This window comes from Ensifer sp. 4252 (assembly GCF_050434565.1).
In the GTDB taxonomy this organism is placed as follows: domain Bacteria; phylum Pseudomonadota; class Alphaproteobacteria; order Rhizobiales; family Rhizobiaceae; genus Ensifer.
Genome location: NZ_JBNDIU010000001.1, coordinates 1,259,308 through 1,280,979, shown reverse-complemented (window position 1 = coordinate 1,280,979; position 21,672 = coordinate 1,259,308). Strand labels below are relative to the sequence as shown.

Here is a 21,672-nt window from a genome sequence, read left to right as displayed (position 1 = left end):
TTCGATGGAGACGGTAATGGCATGGATCATCCTGATAGCGGCGAGCCTGATTGAAATCATCATGGGTCTGGCGCTCAAATACGCCGAAGGCTGGACGAAACTGGTGCCGAGCGTGATCGGCATCGCAGCCGCGCTCGGCAGCGTCTATCTCCTGACGATCGCCATGCGCGACCTGCCGGCCGGCACCGCCTACGCCGCCTGGACCGGCATCGGCTCCGTCGGCATCACCGTGCTCGGCATCGTGCTGTTCGGCGACCCCGTTTCCTGGATGCGAATCACCTGCATCGCGATGATCATCGTCGCCGTCGCCGGCCTTCGCTTCCTCGAAGCCTGATACGGCAGCTTCCACCGACCTTGACGAAAAAAAGCGCCGCGATCGGATCGCGGCGCTTTTTGATGGGTCGTGACAACGCGTCCGCGCTGAGCTTAGCTCTGGCGGTTCTTGGCGTTGTTGCCCTTGGGCTTGGGCTTGAAGCCGCCGTCCTTGCCGGCGTTCGGCTTGGCCTTCTTCTTGGTCCAGGCGTCGCGGTTTTCCGGCGGCTTGTCGTCGGTGTGGGCCGGGGCGGCGGCATAGGCCGGCTTCTTATCGAACTTGCGCTTCGGCTTGAAGTCGCCGTCGCTGCGCGCCGTATCGTCGGCATAGGGGCGCTTCTTGGCAAAGGCCGGCTTGTCCTTGGAGAAGGCTGGCTTGGAGAAGTTTGGCTTGTCCTTGGAGAAGCTCGGCTTCTCCTGGCGCTGCTGCGACAGATCCGGCGCGCCGGGGAGCGTCTTCACCCGGATGCCTTTTTCCAGCATGCCTTCCTTGCCGATCGCCGACAGGAAGCGCTCGGCGCCGTCGGCAGTCATCTCGACGAAGGTTTCGTCCTGCTGCATGCGGATCGCGCCGATGTCGCGCTTGGTGAGCTTGCCGTGACGGCACAGCATTGGGATCAGCCAGCGCGGCTCGGCGCTCTGCTTGCGGCCGACCGAGAGCGAGAACCAGCTGCCGTCGCTGAAATCGGCGCGCGGCGCGTCATAGTCTTCGCGCGGCGCAGATTTCTCGTCGCGGCGCGGCTTGGCGCGGCTATCGCCGACCGCGACCTCGATCAGGTCTTCCGGGGCGGAGCGGCCCGAGCGGAACTGGCGCACGAAGGCGGCGGCCATCTGTTCGGCACCGTGAAGCTCGATGAGGGCGCGCACGATCGCTTCTTCGTCTTCGCGGATCGGCTCGGCAAAGCTGGTATCGGCAAGCAGGCGCTCGTCGTCGCGGCGGCTGACCTCGTCGGCGGACGGCGGCCGTGCCCAGTTGGCGGTGATACGGGCGTTTTCGAGCAGGCGCTCGGCCTTGCGGCGCTGGCTGACCGGCACGATCAGGGCGCTGACGCCCTTCTGGCCGGCGCGACCGGTGCGGCCGCTGCGGTGCAGCAGTGTATCCGGGTTGGTCGGCAGGTCGGCGTGGATGACCAGCTCCAGGCCGGGCAGGTCGATGCCGCGGGCGGCAACGTCGGTGGCGATGCAGACGCGGGCGCGACCATCGCGCATGGCCTGCAGCGCGTGCGTGCGTTCGTTCTGGCTGAGTTCGCCCGACAGCGCCACCACCGAGAAACCGCGGTTGTTGAAGCGGGCGGTCAGATGGTTGACGGCAGCACGGGTCGAGCAGAAGACGATGGCGTTCTTCGCTTCATAGTAGCGCAGGACGTTGATGATTGCGTTTTCGCGGTCGTTCGACGCCACGGTCAGCGCCCGGTATTCGATATCGACGTGCTGCTTCTGCTCCGAAGCGGTGCTGATGCGCACGGCGTCGCGCTGGTAGTTCTTGGCAAGCGTCGCGATCGAGCGCGGCACGGTTGCCGAAAACATCAGGGTGCGGCGGTCATCGGGGGATTCCTCGAGGATGAATTCGAGGTCCTCGCGGAAGCCGAGGTCGAGCATCTCGTCGGCCTCGTCGAGCACGACGGCGCTCAGTGAGGAGATGTCGAGCGAGTTGCGGCGGATATGGTCGCAAAGGCGTCCGGGCGTACCGACGACGATGTGGGCGCCGCGCTCCAGCGCGCGCTTCTCGGTGCGCATGTCCATGCCGCCGACGCACGAAGTGATCGTCGCGCCGGTCTGTTCGTAGAGCCATTCGAGCTCGCGCTTGACCTGCAGCGCCAGTTCGCGGGTCGGTGCGATGACCAGCGCCAGCGGCGCGCCGGGCGCGCTGAAGCGGCGTTCACCGCTGAGCAGGGTCGGTGCCAGCGCCAGGCCGAAGGCGACGGTCTTGCCGGAGCCGGTCTGGGCCGATACCAGCGCATCCTTGCCCGCAAGATCAGGATCGCGCATCGCCTTTTGAACCGGCGTCAACTCGTTGTAACCGCGTTTTGCCAACGCCTCGGCGATCGCAGGCGCGATCCCTTCGAATTCTGTCATCTCTCGTCTTTCGGATTTCGGTTTTCGCGCCGGTAAACGAACAAGACCTTGGATCAGGTCGTCATCAGGCGCCGATTGCCGCGGCCAGCATCTTGTCGCCGGCCTGTTCATGGCGCGCTACATACGCGTTCGGGCCCGAAATGTACAGTGCGCCGCTCAAGCGCCGGGTTCATCGCCGGTTTGGCCGAATTCGTTCGGGCCTTCCGTGCCCGGCCAGAGACAGAGCGCGATGAAAACGATGGGGCTCAGGACCGGGATGAACAGGCAAAGCGCTAGCGGTCCGGGATACCCGATATCGTGCAGCCGCTTGATCGCAAGCATGGCGATCGAGAGCGTGGAAACGATACCGGACACGATCAGCGCCAGCGTCCAGAGCGCCAGCGCGGTCTTTTGGCTCTCGTTGGCGAGCATCTGCGCGACGACAAAACCGCCGATCAGGAGCCAGAAGAGCCAGGACAGAAAAAAGGGCAGGCGGGTGATGCGACCGGAGGGGCTGAAGAACAGCCAGGTCATGCTTCCCCGCCGCCCCTCCGGTGTCATCGGATTAGTCTCGAAGCAGTTCGTTGATGCCGGTCTTGGAGCGGGTCTTCTCATCGACGCGCTTGACGATGACGGCGCAGTAGAGGTTCGGTGCCGGCTGGCCGTTGCCCATGGTCGAGCCCGACGGCATCGAGCCGGCGACGACGACGGAATAGGGCGGGACTTCGCCATAGGTCACTTCGCCGGTGGCGCGGTCAACGATCTTGGTCGACTTGCCGATGAAGACGCCCATGCCGAGGACCGAGCCCTCGCGCACGATGCAGCCTTCAACGACTTCGGAGCGCGCGCCGATGAAGCAATTGTCCTCGATGATCGTCGGGCCGGCCTGCATCGGCTCCAGCACGCCGCCGATGCCGACGCCGCCGGACAGGTGAACGTTCTTGCCGATCTGGGCGCAGGAGCCGACGGTGGCCCAGGTGTCGACCATCGTGCCTTCGCCGACGTAGGCGCCGAGGTTGACGAAGGACGGCATCAGGATGGCGTTCGGCGCGATATAGGCCGAGCGGCGCACGACGCAGTTCGGCACGGCGCGGAAGCCGGCCTTCTCGAACTCGTTGACGCTCCAGCCGTCGAACTTGGAAGCGACCTTGTCCCACCAGACGGATTCGCCCGGGCCGCCTCGGACGATTTCCATCGGGTTGAGGCGGAAGGAGAGCAGCACGGCCTTCTTCAGCCACTGATTGACGGTCCAGTTGCCGTCGGCGCCACGCTCTGCCACCCGCACCTTGCCGCTGTCGAGCAGGTTCAGTGCCGTCTCCACGGCGTCGCGCGCCGCGCCGCGTGTTCCGGTGTTTACGGAATCACGGTCATCAAAGGCGGCGTCGATCGTCTGCGACAGGGAGGCGAGGTTGTGGTTCGTCATCGGAATTCCTTAAAGTTCGGCGGTTATCCTGCGAAAGCTCTACTGCATAATTCCGCAAATCGGAATCGATTTAAGGACAAAATTAAGCAGCGACGCGATGTGCGGCCATGGGTGTTCTGAACCGATGGAATGCGTGGCGCCCGAGGCCGGTTCCGGAAAAGTTGAACCGCTTTTCGGCCGCGACCCTGCCGGCAGGGCTTGGCAAGCCCGGTCGACTGCGGCATCAGGGGCATTCATGACCGATGAAACAGGATAGGACGCGTCCGCCCGAGATGCCGATTGTCCGGAACGCGACGGGAAAGACGATAGCATGGCACGCATGAAGAAGCGCAGTCTGCGCCGCAAGGATGGGGTTTGGGATCCGCTGGCGGATAGCTCGCAGAGCCGGCAACGGGCGCAGACGGTGCCGCTGACGCCGCAATCGGCCTCTCCTTCCTATCGCCTGGCCTATATCGACGACGATTTTCTCTGCCGCGAGGAACTGCGCCCGGTGCGGCTGCAGCTCGAACTGCTGAAGACCGAGATGATGCTGGAGGAGTACGGCATCAACTCGACCGTGGTGATGTTCGGCGGTGCGCGCATTCCCGAGCCCGGCGGCGACGCCTGGGCTGCCAAGAACGATACCCAGCGCAAGAACCTCGAAGCCGCCTCGGTCTATTACTACGAGGCGCGCAAGTTCGCGCAGACCGTCTCGGAACATTCCGCCAAGCTGCACTACAAGGAATATGTCGTCGTCACCGGCGGTGGGCCGGGCGTGATGGAGGCGGGCAACCGCGGCGCCGACGATGTCGGCGCACCGTCGATCGGCCTCAACATCGTGCTGCCGCATGAGCAGGCGCCGAACCGTTTCGTCACGCCCGAGTTGTCGTTCAACTTTCACTATTTCGCGATCCGCAAGATGCACTTCCTCCTGCGTGCGAAGGCGGTGGTGGTCTTCCCCGGCGGCTTCGGCACGCTAGACGAACTGTTTGAAACGATGACGTTGATGCAGACCGGCCGCCTGGCGCTGGTTCCGCTCATTCTCTTCGGGGAAAAGTTCTGGCGCTCGATCATCAACTTCGAGGCGCTTGCCGAATTCGGCACGATTGCGCCGAACGATATCGATCTCGTCCAGTTCGTCGAAACCGCCGACGAGGCCTGGGATATCATTTCGCGTTTCTACGAGACCGTCGATCCGCGGTCGGTGCCGATGGCGAACGGCCGGCGCTAAAGAGCCATACTCGTTCGGGCAGAATGCTTGCCTGACGCATAAACAACGCCGCGCGCCATATCTGGCGCGCGGCGTTGTCGTTTGGGAAGGATTAGGCTCTACTGAAATTCACGCCTCCCCCTTGCGATCGTGTCCGATGCCAGGAGGAGGCGCCACGCAGACGACACGCTCCACCGGGCGGGGGAGGGTGTCGCCATCCGGGCTAGATCTTCCCGGTCTAGATCTTCTTGGTGAAGTCGGCGGCGTCGATGACGCCGTCACCGTTCTTGTCTCGGCGCTTGAACATCTTCTCGCTCGCGCTCGCGACTTCGGCAGCGCTCAAAGAGCCGTTGCCGTCGGTATCGACCCGCTTGAAGGCCTTGGGTCGCATGCCGGGCACCATGGCCGGACGGGTATCCTTAAGCTGGGCAAGCGCTGCGTCGCGCTCCTTGCCATCCTTGCTCTTGGCTTCCTGCCAGGCCTTGCGGGCGTCGCGGAACGCCTGGCGCTTCGCCTTCATCTCGTCGGCACTGATCTGGCCATCGCCATTGGTGTCGAAGGTTTTGAAGTTCGTGGTCATGCGCGCCTGAAACTCGTCGAGCGACACCTTGGAATCGCTGTTGGTGTCCAGTCGCTTGATCATGCGTTCGGCCCGCTGTTCAGGCGTCATCTTGTCTCTGGCGGCAAATGATGGCGCAGCCAATCCGGTGACGGCGACGGCAAGGGCGGTTACACCAAGGATCAGGGTTCTGTTCCGCATCATGCTTCCTTTCGATCGGGTTATCCCTGAACGAATGATAGGCAGCTAGCCGGCGGGCACCAGTTAAACTTTGGTAATTTAAGCCTTTGGCGGGAAAGGGGTCTTTCCTTGGCAAAATTGTGTCGACGTCAGAGGTCGGCGACCACGCGCCGGAGGAAGCTGGCGAGATCTTCGGTGACGAAATCGATCTGCTCGTCCTCGTCGCCGGACTGTTCCCAGGATTCGGCGAACTCGTATTCGAAGTTGCGCGGCACCCGTAGCACCGTCTTCATCCCGAGCGTTTTCGGAACCAGAAGGTTGCGCGGCAGGTCCTCGAACATGACCGCATTGCGGGTATCGACCCGGTGCAGGCTCATGAACTTGTCATAGGTTTCGCCGGCCGGCTTCGGCACGAAATCGGCAGCGACGATATCGAAGATGTCGTTGAAGTGATCGAGGATGCCGAGTGCCCGTGCGGTCATTTCCGCATGCGCAACGCTGCCATTGGTGAAGATGAACTTGCGCCCCGGCAACGCCTTGATCGCCTCGCCCAGCGTCGGGTCCGGCGGCACGATGCTGTAGTCGATCGCATGCGCCTTTTCGAGGAAGTCGCTCGGATCGATACCGTGATGGATCATCAGGCCTTTGAGCGTCGTGCCGTGGTCGCGGTAGTAGTCTTTCTGCAGCTTCTTCGCATCCGCCGGCTCCAGCGACAGCAGCGCCGAAACGTAAGCCGTCATGTTGCGGTCGATCTGCGAAAACAGATTGACGTGATGCGGGTAGAGCGTGTTGTCCAGATCGAAGACCCAGTCGGTGACATGGGCGAATTCGTCGTGGGTCGGCAGGCGATCGAGCTTTTTCATGACCGCCTTATGACATGGCGGTGAATGGCGGCAAACGACAAAATGCATGTTGCAGCACGGGTTGTCTTGCCGACGCGCATGTTTCCACTTTGAATTGCCAAAACGGCATGGCATCTTCCGGCCGGGGCGGCTTTTGACTTGGGACGGCAGATGCCAATGTCGGACGAACTTTTCTATCTGCTGTTTCTGTTCGGATTCTACGCGACGACGGTCGTTACCTATTTCGCCTTTGGCTATGGCCTGACCTGGGTCAACGAGCGCAATCCCGAGCGAAAGATTCAGAAGGGGCGCAGTGCCGACAGGCGCCGCAAGGCGGAGATCCGCCAGAGCCTGGCGTCGATGTTCAGTGCCTGCCTGCCGCTGACGATCGGCCTCTATGCCCAGCAAAAGGGCTGGGCGCCTGCGCCCTGGACCTTCAATTGGTGGGCGGCGGTACCACTCTTTGTCCTGTGCATGTTCCTCTACGATACCTGGTTCTATTTCATGCATCGGCTGCTGCACACCAGGTGGCTCTTCCCACTGCACGCTCTTCATCACAGGAGCGTCGCACCAACGATCTGGAGCACCTATTCGGAGGATGTCTTCGACAACTTCCTTTTGCAGAGTTTTTCAGCCGTTGTCGTTTTCGCCGTCCCGTTTCCGCCGGTGATCCTCATCGGACACCGGCTGTTCGAACATTTCAACGGCATGTTCGGGCATTGCGGGTTCGAGTATTTCGCCTCATCGACGGCGCGTTATCCGTCCCCTTTGTTGTGTACGACGTTCCACGACCAGCATCATTCCGGCTTCAAGTACAACTACGGCAACTATTTCTCGTTCTGGGATCGCGTGCTGGGCACGATCTCGCCGAACTACGATCAGCGCGTGAAGACCTTCGAAGAAGAAGGCCCCCCGCTCACGTTCAGTCGGGCCGGCGACCTGGCGGAAGTTCAGGAAAAGCCGGACTAACATCAGCGCGGGTTGGTATAAGTCGCCGAGACTGTACGGAGTTCTTGGCAATGTCCGGGCCTGCGTGCTAGCTCGCAGCCATGGAAACCTGGGTACTTATCACCGTCGCTGCGGCCTTCCTTCAGAACGTCCGCTCCGCCATGCAGAAACACCTGAAGGGCGTCATGGGCACGACCGGCGCCACCTTCGTGCGCTTCGGTTTCGGCCTGCCTTTTGCTCTTCTCTATCTCTTGGTGCTCTGGCGCGTGGCGGGCCATCCGTTGCCGGTCCCGAACGGCACGTTCTTCCTCTGGGCGGTCATCGGCGGGCTGGCGCAGATCGCAGCGACCTTCCTGCTGGTCCACCTCTTCTCCTTCCGCAACTTTGCGGTCGGCACTGCCTATTCGCGCACAGAACCGGCCCAGGCAGCACTCTTCGGCCTCATCTTCCTGGGCGAGCGGGCGAGCGAGGGCACGCTGGTGGCGATCGCCATCTCCGTCGTCGGTGTCATGCTGATTTCGGTTGCGCGTACGACGCTGAGCCCGCGCTCGCTGGTCACGTCGGTTTTCAGCCGCACGGCCGGCATCGGCCTTCTCTCGGGCACGTTCTTCGGGCTCTCGGCCGTGGCCTATCGCTCGGCCTCGCTGGCGCTCGCGCCCAGCCTGCCGGCACCGGACTACATGATGCAGGCGAGCTTCACGCTCGGCTTCGTCATTCTGCTGCAGACGGTGGTGATGCTGATCTGGATCGTGGCTCGCGAGCCGGCCGAATTGAAGCGCATTGCCGCCGCGTGGAAGCCCGCCTTCGTCGTCGGCTTTGTCGGCGCCTCCGCCTCCTTCGGCTGGTTCATGGCGATGACGCTGCAGCAGGCGGCGATCGTCAAGGTGGTGGCGCAGGTCGAGATGCTGTTCACGTTCGCCTCGTCCTTCTTCATCTTCCGCGAGTGGATCAATCGTCTCGAACTTCTCGGCTGCCTCCTGATCGTGCTCGGCGTGGTGACGCTCGTCCTCATCTAACCCGACGCCAGACTGTCACCGGAAAAATAGACGCCCGAAAACCGGCGCCCGCGCCATCGCAGGCATGGTAGAAGAGCCGCATGTTGTTCGATCTTCCTTCCGACGAAACACTCTACGATGCCCTGATGGCGCGCAGCACCGAATACGAGGGCGCCGCCTATGTCTGCGTCAAGACGACGGGGATCTTCTGCCGCCTCTCCTGTCCCGCCCGCAAGCCGAAGCGCGAGAACACCATCTTCGTCGGTTCGATCGGCACCTGCCTCGAATCGGGCTTTCGCCCGTGCCAGCGCTGCAAGCCGCTGGCGGCCGTTGGCGCCAAGGATCCGCTGGTCGGCGATCTGCTGCAGGCGCTGGAAGCCGCACCTGAACGGCGCTGGACAGAGGACGATCTGGTTCGCCGCGGCCACGATCCGTCGACCGTTCGCCGCGCCTTCAAGCGCAATCTCGGCATTACCTTTCTCGACCTTGCCCGTCACCGGCGCCTGGGCCTTGCCGCCCGCCAACTTGCCGAGGGCAGCCGGGTCATCGATGCGCAGATCGACGCCGGATATGAATCGCCAAGCGGCTTTCGCGCGGCCTTTGCCAAACTGCTTGGCGAAGCGCCGGCGATGGCGCAGGGCCGAGAACTTCTGTTTGCCGACCGCATCGATACGCCGCTCGGACCGATGGTGGCGGTCGCCGACAAGACGCATCTGCATATCCTCGAATTTCACGATCGCAAGGCGTTGCCGACCGAGCTGGAAAAGCTGAAAAACAAAACCCGCTCGGCGGTCGTTCCGGGCCGCACGGCGCCGATCGACCAGATGGAGGCGGAGCTGAAAGCCTATTTCTCGGGCGAGCTAACAGAATTCCGCACACCGCTAGCGCTCACCGGCACGGCCTTCGAGCGCGCGGTCTGGGCAAAGCTCGTGAAAATTCCGCTCGGTGAAACACGTTCCTATGGTGACATCGCGCGCGAGGTCGATACGATCCAGGCGGTGCGTGCCGTGGCGAAAGCCAACGGGTCCAACCAGATCGCCATCGTCATTCCCTGTCACCGCTGCATCGGCGCCGATGGCTCACTGACGGGATACGGTGGCGGGTTGTGGCGCAAGCAATGGCTGCTCCGGCACGAAGGCAAGATGAAACCTGTGGGATTGTTTGCGGAGGAAATGCAATGAACCAGACTGAAAAGGCCGCCGAATTCGCCGCTCTGCATCGCAAGGGCGATCCGGTGGTGCTCTACAATATCTGGGATGCGGGCAGCGCCAAGGCCGTCGCCGAGGCTGGAGCCAAGGCGCTCGCGACCGGCAGTTGGTCGATTGCCGCCGCGCATGGCTTTGGCGATGGCGAGAAGGTTCCGCTGGCGCTGCTTACCGATATCGCCCGGCTGATCGTTGCCTCGACGGAGATGCCGGTGACGGTCGATTTTGAGGGCGCCTATTCCGACGATCCGGCGACGGGGGCTGCCAATGTCTCGCGCCTGATCGACGTCGGCGCCATCGGCATCAACTTCGAGGATCAGGTGGTCGGAAAATCCGGCGTGCATCCGATCGAAAAGCAGGCAGCCCGCATCCGCGCGATCCGCGATATGGCCGGCCGCCGCGGCGTGCCTTTCTTCATCAATGCCCGCACTGACCTGTTCCTGCAGGAGAGTGATGCGGCGCGCCATGCCGACCTCGTCGACGAGGCGATTGCGCGCGGAAAGGCCTTTGCCGAAGCCGGCGCCAGCGGCTTCTTCGTGCCGTGGCTGGTGGATGAGGGGCTGATTGCCAAGGTCTGCGCCGCCTCGAGCCTGCCGGTCAACGTGATGATGCGGCCCGGCGCGCCGGATCTGAAGGCGCTGGCCAGCGCCGGCGTCGCCCGCGTCAGCTACGGCCCATTTCCCTACCGGGCAATGATGGAAAAGCTGAAGCAGGAGGCCCAGGCCGTTTATCAGGCCTGAGCGAGTGGCACCAAAATGAAAGCGGGATACGGCCTGAAACCGTATCCCGCTTTTTCATGCGTTCTTGTCTTGCTGTCGATCAGGGAACGATCAGCGTGCCGGCGCCGCGCTCGGTGAAGATTTCGAGCAGCACCGAATGCGCCGTCTTGCCGTTGAGGATGACGACGCCCTGGACGCCGGCCTTGATCGCATCGATGCAGGTCTCGACCTTCGGGATCATGCCGCCGGAAATCGTGCCGTCGGCGATAAGCGCCCGTGCCTGGGCTACGGACAGTTCCTTGATCAGCTTGCCTTCCTTGTCGAGCACGCCAGGCACGTCGGTCAGGAACAAGAGACGGGTGGCGTTCAGCGCGCCGGCGATGGCGCCGGCAAACGTGTCGGCGTTGATATTGTAGGTGTGCCCGTCGCGGCCAGGCGCGACCGGCGCGATCACCGGGATCATCTCCGAGCGGGCGAGCAGGTCGATCAGGGTGCGGTCGACTTCGACGACTTCGCCGACGAAGCCGAGATCGAGCACGCGCTCGATGTTGGAATCCGGATCCTTGACGGTCTTGCGCGCCTTCTCGGCAAAGACCATGTTGCCGTCCTTGCCGCAAAGGCCGATCGCCCATTCGCCGGTCTGGTTGATGAGGGCGACGATCTCCTTGTTGATCGAACCGGCCAGAACCATCTCGACGATCTCGACGGTCTTTTCGTCGGTGACGCGCAGGCCGCCTTCGAATTTCGATTCGATGCCCATTTTCGTCAGCATAGCGCCGATCTGCGGGCCGCCGCCGTGTACGACGATCGGGTTGACGCCCGACTGTTTCAACAGCGCGATGTCGCTTGCAAAGGCACGGCCGAGTTCGGCATTGCCCATGGCGTGGCCGCCATATTTCACGACAATCGTCTTGTTCTCGTAACGCTGCATGTAAGGCAGGGCCTGAGTAAGCAGGCGTGCCTGGATTTCACTTTCATTGGCGGACATGGCGGACCCTCGAAAAATACCGGCTGCTGTTTAACGCAAGTTTCCCGTTGATGGAATGATCGGCGAGCAACATAAAACAGCAATGACGCTACACGCTGGCGGATAGCGATTTGTGCCCTATGTCCTGTCTTAAGAATGCATCGGGTCGGGTTGGCAATGATCGACGAGGAAATTTCCGGACTGCTCGGCCGTGTTGCGCTCAAGGATCGTGCGGCCTTTGCTGAGCTTTACCGGCTGACCAGCCCGAAACTTTTCGCCATTTGCCTGCGTATCCTCAGAGATCGGAGTGAAGCGGAAGAAACGCTACAGGAAATCTACGTCAGAATCTGGCAGCACGCCGACCGTTTTTCTCCCGGCCAGTCAACGCCGATGCCCTGGTTGGCCGCGGTTGCGCGCAACCGTGCCATCGACCTGATCCGGGCGCGAAAACCCGTCGCCAACGCGATTGACGAAGCCTACGATTTGGCTGATCCTGCTGCCGATCCGGAAAAATCGGCAGTGGTCAGAGCGGAGGGCAGGCGGATCGATGCGTGCATGGAGGAGCTCGAAACCGATCGGGCGGACGCCGTGCGACGCGCCTACGTCGAAGGCCTGAGCTACCAGGAACTGGCGGACATGTACGCTGTGCCGCTGAACACGATGCGAACCTGGTTGAGGCGCAGCCTGTTGAAGTTGAGAGAGTGCATGGAGCGATGACAGCGTCCACCCCAGACAAAGGAGATTTCCGCCGCGACGAAGTGATCGCCGGGGAATATGTGCTGGGCGTGCTGTCTGCCGACGACCGCCGCAAGGTCGAGGCGCGCCTTGCATCCGACCGCAACTTCGCCGCCATGGTGACGCGCTGGCAAAACAACCTTTCCTCCTTCGACGAAGCCTATGATCCCGTCGCTCCGCCGGCGCGGACCTTTGCAGCGATCGAACGCAGGCTTTTCGAAACGGCCTCGCCGGCCGCGGCCCCGGTGCGGGCGGGTCTCTGGCAGTCGCTTGCGTTGTGGCGCGGCCTGGCACTCGCTTCGCTCGCTGCCGTCGGCGTCATGTACGCGTCGATGGCGGGCCTGTTTGCGCCGCCATCCGGCGGCCGGCCGCTTGTCGCCGAAATGACCGGCAAGGGCATCTCGGTCGACCTCGTCGCCCGTTTTGATCGGGATTCCGGCCATCTCAGGGTGACGCCCGTTGCCACGCGACAGGCGGAGGAGAAATCGTTGGAGCTGTGGCTCATCAATGGCGACAACCCGGCTGTTTCCCTCGGGGTACTGCCCCAGACCGGCGAAGGCGAGATCATTATCGCCCCGGCCATGCGGGAGAAATTCTCGCGCGGTTCGGTTCTGGCCGTCAGTATCGAGCCGCTCGGCGGTTCGCCGACAGGATCGGCCACCGGCCCGATTATCGCGCTTGGCAAGGCGCGCGATCTCTAGGGTCAGCAGTGTTCGACGCTCTTCTTCACCAATCCGAAAATTCCTGAAACTCTTTTCTCAAGGCTTCCGTTGCTTGTCATGTTCCCGAGGAGGGAACGGCAGTTTCAACGAGGCGGCTGGCTGTCGCCTCCCTGACAGGCTCAACAGGAAGGAAGACTAAGATGTTCACCTCTGGGATCCGTTCGTTCGCCGCCATTGCCATACTGACTGCAAGCGCTGCAATCGCCCATGCCGAAAACCCGATGGTCGGTGGGGCGGCGATGTATGCGGACAAGAATATCGTCGAAAACGCCGTCAACTCGAAGGATCACACCACGCTGGTCGCAGCGGTCAAGGCCGCCGGGCTGGTCGAGACCCTGCAGGGCAAGGGCCCGTTCACGGTCTTCGCGCCGACAAACGAAGCTTTCGACGCCTTGCCGGCCGGCACGGTCGACACGCTCCTGAAGCCGGAAAACAAGGATAAGCTCACCACGGTTCTGACCTGCCACGTCGTCTCCGCCGACGCAATGTCGTCGGCGATCGCCAAGATGGTCAAGGATGATGGCGGCGAGCATGACGTCAAGACCGTTGGCGGTTGCGTTCTCAAGGCCAAGGATGACGGTGGCAAGATCACGCTCACCGACGAGGCCGGTGGCACCGCCACTGTCACAATCGCCGACGTCAAGCAGTCCAACGGCGTGATCCACGTGATCGACAAGGTGCTGTTGCCCAAGGGCTGAGGCTTCTGCTTCCTCCGGATCGCCGCGGCAAGCATTCGCAGGCGATCCGCCGCCGGAGGTCTCATGCCTCCGGTGCTCCTGCCACCGGTCGTCCGCGATCGGTGGCCTTTTCAACCCGGCTCCTTCACGGCGCTTTGATCGGTCTTGTTTTGCCGCGTGACCGGGCGGCCGCTATCTTCGACCTCGGCGGCGTGAGGGGCATGACAAGGAGGGTTCGATCGTGAACCGGCGGAACTTTCTGATCTTCGGCAGAACGCTGAGCGCCGTTGCGCTGGCAAAGGGCCTTCCGCTTTCGGCGCGCGCCGCCTCGGGCGAGACGTTCGAGGTTACCAAGACCGATGCCGAATGGCGGGCGATCCTGACGGATGAACAATACCGGATCCTGCGCCACGAGGACACCGAGCGTCCGTTTACCAGCGCGCTCAACAATGAAAAGCGCAAGGGCACGTTTCAATGCGCCGGCTGCGCGCTGCCGGTCTATGCGTCCGAAGCCAAATATGACAGCGGCACCGGTTGGCCGAGTTTCTGGCAATCCTTGCCCGGCGGTGTGGCAACGCGCGAGGACAACTCGCTGTTCATGACGCGCACGGAATGTCACTGCCAGCGCTGCGGCGGGCATCTCGGCCACGTGTTTGACGATGGTCCGCCGCCGACCGGCAAGCGCCATTGCATCAATGGTTTCGCACTGACGTTCGTTCCGGCCAGCGCCTGACAGTGCTTCCTGCGGACGACAAAGTGCGTCCGCAGGAAAGTCTCTCTCAGAACGTTCCGGCTTGCGGCGAAGGCGTCTGGGCGTCGGAGAGCGCTGCCTGAAGCTTTTGTTCCTGCTCGGGCGATAGCGATGTTTTCAGGACGCGGCCACGCAGGCCCGAGAACTCTGCCAGAACCTTTTCCGGCTGTACCTTGCGCACCAGGATGAACAGGGCCGACGAGTTGTTCGGGATGGTGTTGCCGAGCGATTTGATGAAGTCGTCATCGATGCCGTAATCGGTCAGCGAACCGGAAAGCGCACCGGCGCCGGCGCCAATTGCGCCGCCGATGGCAAAGCCGGCGAGCGGATTGAGGAACAGCAACCCGACAAGTCCGCCCCAGATGGAGCCGGACAACAGGCCGGACGTCGCCCCGATCGCGGTCAGGTTGAGGCTCTGCTTGAGATGGACCTTGCCTTCCGCGTCGCGCACGACGACGACGGCGTCCTCGAGATCGATCAGATATTCCTTCTTGAGGCCGGCGAGCTTGACGAGAACCTTGTCAGCCTCTTCGGGCGTATCGAATCCCACAACGATCAAATCGGACATATGTCTCTCCTATCCTTGACGCTATCGCGCAAGGAAACGCGCGACCGCACGGCAGAGATAGAGCGGTTTGGATGTCAGGGTAGTGACGGAGATCAAAGACTTTCGGGCGATTTCCGCTCTCAGCGCGTAAGCGCAAGTTCGATCGTCGCGCGAAGCTCGTCGATGCCCTCTCCCTTTTCGGAGGAGGTGGAGACAACCTCGGGAAATGCGGCGGGGTGCTTCTTGATCTTCTCGAGCGTCTCTGTGATCAGCCGCGGTACGCCGGCAGCCTTGATCTTGTCCGTCTTGGTCAGGATGATCTGGTAGGAGACGGCCGCCTTGTCGAGCAGCGACAGCACGTCCTCGTCATTCTTCTTGATGCCGTGGCGGGAGTCGATCAGCACGTAGACGCGCTTCAGCGTCGCGCGGCCGCGCAGGTAGTCGAACACCAGCTTGGTCCAGGCATCCACCTGTTCCTTCGGCGCCTGGGCATAACCGTAGCCGGGCATGTCGACCAGCGCCATCGGCGGCAGATCGCCCGCTTCGCCGGAATAGCCGTCGGGCACGAAGTAGTTGAGTTCCTGGGTGCGCCCGGGGGTATTGGATGTGCGCGCCAACCCCTTCTGGCCGACCAGCGCATTGATCAGCGACGACTTGCCGACATTCGAGCGACCGGCAAAGGCGATTTCGGTCGGTCCTTCCGGCGGCAGGAACTTCATCGCCGGAACGCCGCGAATGAAAATCCACGGCCGGCCGAACAGCGGCTTGTCGTCTTTTGTCTTTGTGTCGGCCATCGATGTTCATTCCTTCGTCAAGATTGACTTGGCTTCACGGTTTTGGCCGGCGATGTCAAGCTTTCGGCTCGGCGCAGCTACCGAACCGGCCGGATTTGCTGGCGCAGAAGCTCGACCGTCAGGTAAACCAACAGGGCCGCAAGGACGATCAGCCCGCCAACGATGGTGTTGGCGCGAGGAATCTCTCCGTGGATGACGGCGACCCACAGCGGCGCCAGCACGGTTTCGAGCGTGCCGAGCAGCGCGGCAAGGGCCGAGGGTAGCAGCCGCGCACCGGTGACGAACAGCGCCAGGCCAAGGCCGAAGTTGAGGGCGCCGAAGGCAACAAGGATTGCAAGCTCGCTCGGAGTGACGGCAAAGCCCGAGGCCTGCGTCCCCGCAATGGTGCCGGCGACGATGGTGCCGAAGCAGGCGGCCGGCGCCATGCGCACATGGGCGTAGCGGCGGGTGATCACGGTGGCCGAGGCAAAGGCGAGCGCAATCAGCAGCGCCAGCGCATCGCCGACCGGTGACACGCCGCCGCCGATCGAGTCCGAGACCATCACGACGACACCGGCGATGACGGCGGCGATTGCCGCCCAGGTGGTGGTTGAAACCCGCTCGCGGAAGAGCAGCCAGCTGATGAGGGCTGCGATCAACGGCACGCCCGCCTGGATGAGTACGATATTGGCAACGGTGGTATAGGCCAGCGCCAGGATGAAGCTGGTCGAAGCCGTGGCAAAACAGCAGCCGACGGCAATGCCCGGCCAGCCCATCTCCCGGAACAAGCGTGCCATGTTGGGGGCGCCGTCGCGCACCAGCATGAAGCCGAGCAGGAAAAGGGCCGCGAAGGTCGATCGCCAGAAGACGATCGTCCAGCCGTCGGCAATATCGAGGAATCGCGCCAGCGTGCCACCGAAGCTCCAGACGATGGCGGAGCCGAGCACTAGCAAAACGCCGCCAGCGCGGCTTTGGAGAGGCGTCGCCGCTGGGCGGAGGGTCGACTGCGACATCGTCAGGATCCGGATGGCGATGGTCGAAGACTAAGACGTCACGCGCGCGCGGGCGCCGGTATCTACGACAACCGCCCGTCGCAAACAGGGATAAGTACCAAAAGAAAAGGCCCCGGACCGAAAGGTCCGGGGCCTCGCGAAGGCTCTGTCTGCCGGCGTCACTCCGCCGGCTTGGGTTTCTTCGAGAACAGGTTCTTCAGATTGTCGAACAGCTCGATCTTCACGCCCTGGCGCTTCATGATGATCGACTGCTGCAGCACCGAAAGCGTGTTGTTCCAGGCCCAGTAGATCACCAGACCGGCCGGGAACGATGCCAGCATGAAGGTGAAGACCACGGGCATCCAGGTGAACAGCATCGCCTGGGTCGGATCCGGCGGCGTCGGGTTCATGCGCATCTGCACGAACATGGTGACGCCCATGATGATCGGCCAGACGCCGAGATGCAGGAAGGACGGTGCGTCGAACGGCAGCAGGCCGAAGAGGTTGAAGATCGTCGTCGGATCCGGCGCAGACAGGTCGTGGATCCAGCCGAAGAACGGCGCGTGGCGCATCTCGATGGTGATGTAGATCACCTTGTAGAGCGCGAAGAACACCGGGATCTGGATGAGGATCGGCCAGCAACCCGCGAGCGGATTGATCTTCTCGTCCTTGTAGAGCTGCATCATCGCTTGCTGCAGGCCCATGCGGTCGTCGCCGAACTTCTTCTTCAGTTCTTCCATCTTCGGCTGAACCTTCTTCATGTTCGCCATCGAAGCGTATTGCTTGTTGGCGAGCGGGAAGAACAGCAGCTTGACGACGATCGTCGTGATCAGGATCGCGATGCCGAAATTACCGAACAAACGATAGAAGTAATCCATCATTTTGAACATCGGCTTGGTGATGAAGTAGAACCAGCCCCAGTCGATCAGCTTGTCGAAGTTGGGGATAGAATAGGCTGCTTCGTAGTTGTCGACGACGGGTACTTCCTTGGCGCCGGCAAAAACGAGGTTCTTGAGTTCCGCGGACTGGCCGGCGGCAATCGTGATTGCGTCGCTCTTGTAGTCGCTCTGGTAGCGAGCGCGGCCGTCGGTGAAGTGCGAGAAGCGGGTCTCGTAGGGCGTCGCCTGCGGCGGAACGACCGCTGCAGCCCAATACTTGTCGGTGATGCCGAGCCAGCCGCCGGTTGCCTTGCCGGGCTCGATTGCCTTGTCGTCCTCGATCTTCGAGTAGCCGACTTCCTGCAGGCCATGGTCGCCGATGACGCCGATGAAGCCTTCATGCAGAACGTAGACGCTCGGTGTCGTCGGCTTGTTGAAGCGCGTCACGCGACCGTAGGAGGAGAGCGATACCGGCTCAGTCGTATCGTTCTTGATGCTGTCGACCACCTGGAACATGTAGCGTTCGTCGACCGAGATCGTCCGGTTGAAGGTGATGCCCTTCTCGTTGGTGTAGCTGAGGGTCACCGGTGTGGAAGGCGTCAGCTTGTCGCCGCCCGAAAGCGTCCACACGGTCTGCGGACCGGGCACGCTGCCGCTTGCCGCGTCGCCGACATAGCCGATTTCGGTGAAGTAACCGTCGGTGGTCTCAGCCGGGCTGAACAGGGTGATGATCGGGCTCTGCTTGCTGACGGTCTCGTGGTAGGCCTTGAGCTTGAGATCGTCGAAGCGCGCGCCGGTCAGGTTGATGGAACCGGAAACCGCCGGCGTGTCGATCGCAACGCGCGCCGACTTGGCAAGCGCCTGGTCGCGGTTTTCGCCCGTCCCGGGAACTGTGCCGCCAGGCAGGACCTGACCGGTCGCCGGCTGTTGAGCCGTGGCGCCCGGCTGCGATTGGGTCTGCTGAGCCTGTTGGGCCTGCAGCGCTTCCGCAGCGATGCGTTCCTTTTCCATCTTCGGATTGACGTAAAGGAACTGCCAGGCGACGAGGATCAGCACGGACAGGCCAATCGCCACGAAATAGTTGCGGTTTTTTTCCATCATTGTTTCCTGGAACCGGCCGGCGGCCGCTTCTGTTTCGGCTTGTTTTCGATGCGCTCGCCAAGCCCCCGGGTCAAGGCGTCGAAGGGGGCATTCAGGAGATCGCGTCGCGCGACAATCACATAGTCGTGTCCGGGTTTCATTGCAAACCCGGCGGAAAGCCGCACCGCCTCTTTCAGGCGTCGGCGCATCCGGTTTCGCTCGACGGCATTGCCGTGTTTCTTGGTGACGGTGAAGCCGACGCGAGCCTCGCCCTCCGGATCGTTGCGGTCGAGCACTTCGAGGAGAAACAACGGGCCTCTACGGCTTTCTCCTGCCCGAACGGCCAAAAACTGCGGACGGCTTTTCAGCCGCCCGACAGTCGTTTTGTCTTTATCTGACGTCATGTGCCCGGACACTGGTTTCGGGCAACTTCGGCTTAAGCCGAAAGACGCTTGCGGCCACGAGCCCGGCGGGCTGCGAGGACCTTCTGGCCACCCGAGGTGGACATGCGTGCACGGAAGCCGTGACGGCGCTTGCGAACAAGCTTGGACGGTTGGTAAGTACGCTTCATTTATTTTAATACCGCGGTGTGCGGCCCTTCTTGGGTTTGCATGTAGCAAGGAGCGTTTACGTTCCGGACATAGCTCCGCCTGTCGGGCAGGCAGGCTTGGCCGGACGTGGGCGGCTTATAAAGGCAAATTTCCCGGAAAGTCAATCACGCCGGCCCGTTCGAAGGCAAAAGTGATCGGATCCAGATATCCGGGCGACCTCGATTTCGCGGGCGCAAGCGGCGACGCACTATCTCAGACTGGTAAACAGGGAGCTAACCGGCACTCCCCAGAATGCCGGCTGTTCACCGCGATCTTTATTAACCACGTATGTTTTAGCGTGGCCTCGGTGCAATGAGGCCGCGACCCTTCCGATAACCGGGCAAGTCTTGCGGTGTCGTGGAGGCAGGGATGAAAATACGTGGCAAGATCAATCTGATCGTCGGGGTGATGAGCCTCCTGGCGATCGCGGTGACCGGCATGTCGCTGCTGGTGGTTTCTCAATACAACAGCCGGTTCCATCAGTACCAGAACGCTTCGGAGCGCGCCTTCAACGGCGAGCACCTCAATCGATTGGTCACCGGTGTCGTCATGGAAGCGCGCGGTATCTACGCAGCGCCGACCATCGAAAAGGCAAAGCCCTTTGCCGAGGGCATTCTGAAGAATCTCGAAAAAATCGATGCATTGTTTGCCGAATGGCGCCCCCTCGTGCCGGCCGACAAGCTCGGCTCGTTCGATGCGCTGACCAAGCGCGCTGAGGAGTTCAAGACGTTCCGCGTCGAAACCGCGCGTCTCGGCCAGGAGGTCTCGCCGCAGGCGGCCAACGAGCAGGGCAACACCGACGCCAACCGCGCCAACCGCAAGGCGTTCCAGGCCGAGATCGACGCCGTCGTCGAAGGCAACCTCGCAACGCTCGAGACGGTCACGGCTGACATCGCTTCATTCGAGCGTTCGGTCATCATCATCATTCTCGGCATCGCCGGGCTCGGACTTGCCGTCGGTATCGGCACCGCCTTCTACATCGGCACCAACCATCTGAGCCGGCCGATCCTCGACCTCACCGGCAAGATGAAGCTGCTGGCCGGCGGCGATCTTTCCGCCGACGTGCCCTTTGCCGACCGCAAGGACGAAATCGGCGAAATGGCTGCGGCGGTCCAGATCTTCAAACAGAACGGCCTTGCGGTTCGCGATCTCAACGCCCAGGAAGCGGCGCTGCGCGAAAAGAGCGCCGATCTGCAGACGAGCATCGGCGTCGTCGTCTCGGCTGCGGCCGCTGGCGACTTCACCAAGCGCATCGGCAAGGACTACGAGAACGACGATCTCAATCGCTTCGCCTCCAGCGTCAACGAGCTCGTCGGCAGCGTCGATGCGGGCATCGCCGAAACGCGCCGCGTCATCGCCAGCCTCGCCGCCGGTGATCTGACCCAGAGCATGAACGGCCAGTTCCAGGGCGCCTTCGCCGAACTGCAGAAGAACGTCAACGAGACGCTGTCGACGTTGCAGAAGACACTGCGCGAAGTGCGTGTCACCACGGACTCGATCAACGGCAACTCGTCCGAGCTTCGTTCTGCTGCCGATGATCTGTCGAAGCGCACCGAGCAGCAGGCCGCAGCACTCGAAGAGACGTCGGCGGCACTCGACGAGATCACCGTGGCCGTCCGGAGTTCGACCGAGCGTGCGCAGGAAGCGACCGTAATGGTCAACGAAGCCAAGGAAAGCGCTGCCGAATCCGCCGCGGTCGTGCGCAATGCGGTCGAGGCCATGGGTCGGATCGAGCAGGCATCGAGCGAAATCGGCCAGATCACCAACGTCATCGACGAGATCGCCTTCCAGACCAACCTGCTGGCGCTCAACGCCGGCGTCGAGGCGGCACGTGCCGGTGATGCCGGCAAGGGTTTTGCCGTCGTCGCCCAGGAAGTGCGCGAGCTTGCCCAGCGGGCGGCCAGTGCTGCCAAGGACATCAAGGCCCTGATCTCGAAGTCGGGCTCGGAAGTCGCAACCGGCGTCCGGCTCGTGCAGGAGACCGGCTCGGCGCTTGGCGAGATCGAGGAGCGCGTGCTCAAGATCAACGATCATATCCACTCGATCGCAACGGCCGCACGCGAACAGTCGACCGGCCTTGGCGAAGTCAGCACTGCCGTCAACCAGATGGACCAGGTCACCCAGCAGAACGCCGCCATGGTGGAAGAGGCGAATGCCGCGACCCACAAGCTGTCGGCGGAAGCCAACAACCTTGCGAGCCTGATCGCCTACTTCAAGCTCGACGGCGCTTCGGCTGCACGCATGATCGCACCGGCGAGGGAGACCAGCCGTCCGGTCGAATCGCCCGCCCGCCGGATGATGGGCAACGTCGCCCGCGCCTTCAGCGGCGGATCTTCGGCTGCCGTCGCCAGGGACAATTGGGAAGAGTTCTGATCCGACCGGTTTGACGGATTGCACCCATCGACGCTCGCGGACGACTGACGTCTCCGCGGGCGTTTTCCGTGGATAAACGACGATGAAGGCGCCACCGCTGCTGCCGCGGCATTCGTCTCACGGCAACGTGAGTTGTCTTGTGGACCCATTCACGCTGACG

At 62.5% G+C, this 21,672-nt stretch carries 23 protein-coding genes; 11 read left to right on the top strand and 12 right to left on the bottom strand.

Annotated elements, in window-relative coordinates; genetic code table 11:
- The first annotated feature begins 16 nt into the window (after nucleotides 1-16).
- Nucleotides 17-334 (top strand): DMT family transporter, encoded by a 318-nt coding sequence (locus ABIE33_RS06220; protein WP_053248943.1) that lies wholly within the window; start codon nucleotides 17-19, stop codon nucleotides 332-334.
- A gap of 92 nt (nucleotides 335-426) precedes the next feature.
- Here ABIE33_RS06220 and ABIE33_RS06215 read toward each other — a convergent pair whose 3' ends face one another.
- The 3 genes from ABIE33_RS06215 to dapD form a co-directional block, all read right to left on the bottom strand.
- Nucleotides 427-2,388 carry a DEAD/DEAH box helicase gene (locus ABIE33_RS06215; protein WP_429122663.1) on the bottom strand — a complete coding sequence of 654 codons (1,962 nt, stop codon included), beginning with the start codon at nucleotides 2,386-2,388 and terminating at the stop codon, nucleotides 427-429.
- A gap of 156 nt (nucleotides 2,389-2,544) precedes the next feature.
- Entirely contained in the window at nucleotides 2,545-2,928 is a 384-nt protein-coding gene (locus tag ABIE33_RS06210; RefSeq protein ID WP_429122660.1) for a DUF805 domain-containing protein, read from the bottom strand.
- A 4-nt stretch (nucleotides 2,929-2,932) separates the two neighbouring features.
- Nucleotides 2,933-3,790 (bottom strand): 2,3,4,5-tetrahydropyridine-2,6-dicarboxylate N-succinyltransferase, encoded by an 858-nt coding sequence (gene dapD, locus ABIE33_RS06205; RefSeq protein ID WP_429122658.1) that lies wholly within the window; start codon nucleotides 3,788-3,790, stop codon nucleotides 2,933-2,935.
- Between the two features lie 310 nt (nucleotides 3,791-4,100).
- Here dapD and ABIE33_RS06200 point away from each other — a divergent pair, with 310 nt between their 5' ends.
- A complete protein-coding gene (locus ABIE33_RS06200; RefSeq protein ID WP_429122655.1) occupies nucleotides 4,101-5,000 on the top strand; it encodes an LOG family protein in 900 nt (299 codons plus the stop codon).
- Nucleotides 5,001-5,217: 217 nt separating this feature from the next.
- Here ABIE33_RS06200 and ABIE33_RS06195 read toward each other — a convergent pair whose 3' ends face one another.
- A complete protein-coding gene (locus ABIE33_RS06195) occupies nucleotides 5,218-5,739 on the bottom strand; it encodes an EF-hand domain-containing protein (RefSeq protein WP_429122652.1) in 522 nt (173 codons plus the stop codon).
- 128 nt (nucleotides 5,740-5,867) lie between these two features.
- Nucleotides 5,868-6,581, bottom strand: coding sequence for a pyrimidine 5'-nucleotidase (locus tag ABIE33_RS06190; RefSeq protein WP_429122649.1), 714 nt, complete (start codon nucleotides 6,579-6,581; stop codon nucleotides 5,868-5,870).
- A 156-nt stretch (nucleotides 6,582-6,737) separates the two neighbouring features.
- On the opposite strand from ABIE33_RS06190, the gene ABIE33_RS06185 reads away from it, so the two are divergent.
- The 4 genes from ABIE33_RS06185 to ABIE33_RS06170 all read left to right on the top strand — a co-directional run bounded on the left by ABIE33_RS06185 (nucleotide 6,738) and on the right by ABIE33_RS06170 (nucleotide 10,448).
- Nucleotides 6,738-7,529 carry a sterol desaturase family protein gene (locus tag ABIE33_RS06185; protein ID WP_429122647.1) on the top strand — a complete coding sequence of 264 codons (792 nt, stop codon included), beginning with the start codon at nucleotides 6,738-6,740 and terminating at the stop codon, nucleotides 7,527-7,529.
- 80 nt (nucleotides 7,530-7,609) lie between these two features.
- Nucleotides 7,610-8,524 carry an EamA family transporter gene (locus ABIE33_RS06180; RefSeq protein WP_429122644.1) on the top strand — a complete coding sequence of 305 codons (915 nt, stop codon included), beginning with the start codon at nucleotides 7,610-7,612 and terminating at the stop codon, nucleotides 8,522-8,524.
- An 80-nt stretch (nucleotides 8,525-8,604) separates the two neighbouring features.
- Complete coding sequence (locus ABIE33_RS06175) at nucleotides 8,605-9,684, top strand: bifunctional transcriptional activator/DNA repair enzyme AdaA (RefSeq protein ID WP_429122641.1); 1,080 nt, start codon at nucleotides 8,605-8,607, stop codon at nucleotides 9,682-9,684.
- Nucleotides 9,681-10,448, top strand: coding sequence for an isocitrate lyase/PEP mutase family protein (locus ABIE33_RS06170; protein WP_429122638.1), 768 nt, complete (start codon nucleotides 9,681-9,683; stop codon nucleotides 10,446-10,448). Before ABIE33_RS06175 ends, ABIE33_RS06170 begins: the two co-directional genes overlap by 4 nt.
- A 79-nt stretch (nucleotides 10,449-10,527) precedes the next feature.
- Here the strand turns inward: ABIE33_RS06170 and argB are convergent, their stop codons facing one another.
- Nucleotides 10,528-11,415 carry an acetylglutamate kinase gene (gene argB, locus ABIE33_RS06165; RefSeq protein WP_429122635.1) on the bottom strand — a complete coding sequence of 296 codons (888 nt, stop codon included), beginning with the start codon at nucleotides 11,413-11,415 and terminating at the stop codon, nucleotides 10,528-10,530.
- 156 nt (nucleotides 11,416-11,571) lie between these two features.
- Between argB and ABIE33_RS06160 the strand changes: the two genes are divergently transcribed.
- The 4 genes from ABIE33_RS06160 to msrB all read left to right on the top strand — a co-directional run bounded on the left by ABIE33_RS06160 (nucleotide 11,572) and on the right by msrB (nucleotide 14,261).
- Nucleotides 11,572-12,111 carry a sigma-70 family RNA polymerase sigma factor gene (locus ABIE33_RS06160; RefSeq protein WP_429122632.1) on the top strand — a complete coding sequence of 180 codons (540 nt, stop codon included), beginning with the start codon at nucleotides 11,572-11,574 and terminating at the stop codon, nucleotides 12,109-12,111.
- Complete coding sequence (locus ABIE33_RS06155) at nucleotides 12,108-12,830, top strand: anti-sigma factor (protein ID WP_429122629.1); 723 nt, start codon at nucleotides 12,108-12,110, stop codon at nucleotides 12,828-12,830. Before ABIE33_RS06160 ends, ABIE33_RS06155 begins: the two co-directional genes overlap by 4 nt.
- A gap of 161 nt (nucleotides 12,831-12,991) precedes the next feature.
- Complete coding sequence (locus ABIE33_RS06150; protein WP_429122626.1) at nucleotides 12,992-13,549, top strand: fasciclin domain-containing protein; 558 nt, start codon at nucleotides 12,992-12,994, stop codon at nucleotides 13,547-13,549.
- 217 nt (nucleotides 13,550-13,766) lie between these two features.
- Entirely contained in the window at nucleotides 13,767-14,261 is a 495-nt protein-coding gene (gene msrB, locus ABIE33_RS06145; RefSeq protein ID WP_429123135.1) for a peptide-methionine (R)-S-oxide reductase MsrB, read from the top strand.
- Between the two features lie 46 nt (nucleotides 14,262-14,307).
- Here the strand turns inward: msrB and ABIE33_RS06140 are convergent, their stop codons facing one another.
- From ABIE33_RS06140 to rpmH, 6 genes are all read right to left on the bottom strand, one after another.
- Entirely contained in the window at nucleotides 14,308-14,847 is a 540-nt protein-coding gene (locus tag ABIE33_RS06140; protein ID WP_429122623.1) for a DUF1269 domain-containing protein, read from the bottom strand.
- A gap of 119 nt (nucleotides 14,848-14,966) precedes the next feature.
- The gene (gene yihA, locus ABIE33_RS06135) at nucleotides 14,967-15,620 is read right to left on the bottom strand and encodes a ribosome biogenesis GTP-binding protein YihA/YsxC (protein WP_429122620.1); all 654 of its coding nucleotides are present in this window, start codon (nucleotides 15,618-15,620) and stop codon (nucleotides 14,967-14,969) included.
- Between the two features lie 77 nt (nucleotides 15,621-15,697).
- Entirely contained in the window at nucleotides 15,698-16,612 is a 915-nt protein-coding gene (locus tag ABIE33_RS06130) for a DMT family transporter (RefSeq protein WP_429122617.1), read from the bottom strand.
- A gap of 158 nt (nucleotides 16,613-16,770) precedes the next feature.
- A complete protein-coding gene (yidC, locus tag ABIE33_RS06125) occupies nucleotides 16,771-18,567 on the bottom strand; it encodes a membrane protein insertase YidC (RefSeq protein WP_429122614.1) in 1,797 nt (598 codons plus the stop codon).
- Entirely contained in the window at nucleotides 18,567-18,965 is a 399-nt protein-coding gene (rnpA, locus tag ABIE33_RS06120) for a ribonuclease P protein component (protein WP_025425750.1), read from the bottom strand. Before rnpA ends, yidC begins: the two co-directional genes overlap by 1 nt.
- 20 nt (nucleotides 18,966-18,985) lie before the next feature.
- Entirely contained in the window at nucleotides 18,986-19,120 is a 135-nt protein-coding gene (gene rpmH, locus ABIE33_RS06115; RefSeq protein ID WP_081788836.1) for a 50S ribosomal protein L34, read from the bottom strand.
- 388 nt (nucleotides 19,121-19,508) lie between these two features.
- Between rpmH and ABIE33_RS06110 the strand changes: the two genes are divergently transcribed.
- Nucleotides 19,509-21,512 carry a methyl-accepting chemotaxis protein gene (locus ABIE33_RS06110; protein ID WP_429122609.1) on the top strand — a complete coding sequence of 668 codons (2,004 nt, stop codon included), beginning with the start codon at nucleotides 19,509-19,511 and terminating at the stop codon, nucleotides 21,510-21,512.
- The last annotated feature ends 160 nt before the right edge of the window (nucleotides 21,513-21,672 follow it).